Source organism: Brasilonema bromeliae SPC951 (assembly GCF_012912135.1).
In the GTDB taxonomy this organism is placed as follows: domain Bacteria; phylum Cyanobacteriota; class Cyanobacteriia; order Cyanobacteriales; family Nostocaceae; genus Brasilonema; species Brasilonema bromeliae.
The window spans coordinates 1-1443 of sequence record NZ_QMEB01000424.1; the positions used below are offsets into that span (position 1 = coordinate 1).

The following is a 1443-nucleotide window of genomic DNA, read 5'->3' on the forward strand; positions in this document are numbered from 1 at the left end:
TTTTCGTGTCCTCAATAACGTTTTCAGCCTTAACTGAACCGTATTGGGTTATAATACTCAGACCCGAAGACAATGCAGATGAAATACTTGGAAAAATAAACCAGTTCCTTGCAGACAGAGGAATGAATATCAGCGAGAAAAAGACAAAGATTACTGCATCGACAGATGGTTTTGATTTCCTCGGTTGGCGCTTCAAAGTGCAAAGCAACGGAAAATTTAGATGTGTCCCTTCGGAGGACAATTACAAAGCATTCCGTCAGAAAGTAAAAGCCATCGTTAACTGCTCGAACTATGGTTCCAAGGTAAAAGCTGAAAAACTAGCTCCCTTGGTTAGAGGATGGAGGAACTATCATAAGTTCTGTGACATGGATAAGTACTCTCTATACCATATCCAACTCAGAACATTTAGAGTGTTCAACAAGGAAGCAAAGAACAACCGATACACTAGTAAGAAACTACTAGATAAGGCGTTCCCAGCAGTCCCATACTCCGAAAACAAATACGTCAACGTTAAAGGAAATAAATCCCCTTATGACGGAGACCTCACCTACTGGAGTGAGCGAAATAGCAGACTCTACGACGGTGAAACCTCTAGAGCTTTAAGAAAGCAAAACCATGCATGTGGTCACTGTGGTTTAAAGATGCTTAGTGAAGAACGAGTGCATCTACACCATATCGATGGTAATCACAACAACTGGAAGAAGAAAAATCTGCTAGCTGTACATGAAAGCTGTCACGATTATATCCACGTGAGCAAAACCGCAAGGTAAGAACATCGGGAGCCGTATGCACGGAAACGGGCACGTACGGTTCTAACAGAGAGGGACGGGGGATAATACCCCCTCTCGACTCTACCTCAGAGTGTAGCAAAAGTTCGAGCTCTTTCTTGGAATCAATTCGAGGAAGCACAACTCGCTGTTGACCAACAAGAACAAGCAGTGGAGGCGCAAAAACAAACAATTTCGCGTCTACAACAAGCAGTTTCGGCAGCTTTAGCTAGACAGCAACGCGCCGCTTCTGCCCTGAATCCGAGTCATGCAGAAGTGGCGATCGCCGAGTCGCGGATTGCCCAAGAAAAAGCTTCGGGGGAAGTCAGCTTCGCTACATTAGACAAAGAACGTAAAGCCCTCATCCAGCAACAAATTGAAATTCACAAACAACGAGAACGCGACGCCCGCGAACTCCAACAAGTGGAAATCGACCTCAGCCAGACTGCCATTACTGCCACAGCAACCGGTATTATCTCCAAACTAAATCTGCGAAATTCTGGTCAAACTGTACGCCCAGGAGAGGAAATCGCGCAAATAGTCCCTAGTGATGCCCCTATAGTAGTTAAGGCAGCGGTAGCACTTGAGGATAAAAGCAAGTTGAAAGAAGGACAGAACGTACTAGTAGTCTGTCAGCCTTGAATTGAGGGGTGATTCGGTTAATAATTTGAGTAAT

2 protein-coding genes are annotated in these 1443 nt (G+C 44.8%); both read left to right on the forward strand.

What is annotated here, in order from left to right; translation table 11 throughout:
• Positions 1 to 770: group II intron reverse transcriptase (locus DP116_RS28230; protein WP_281357492.1), on the forward strand; the 770-nt coding region annotated here is incomplete at its 5' end.
• A gap of 168 nt (positions 771 to 938) precedes the next feature.
• Positions 939 to 1409 carry an efflux RND transporter periplasmic adaptor subunit gene (locus DP116_RS28235; protein ID WP_169158248.1) on the forward strand — a complete coding sequence of 157 codons (471 nt, stop codon included), beginning with the start codon at positions 939 to 941 and terminating at the stop codon, positions 1407 to 1409.
• Positions 1410 to 1443: the final 34 nt, after the last annotated feature.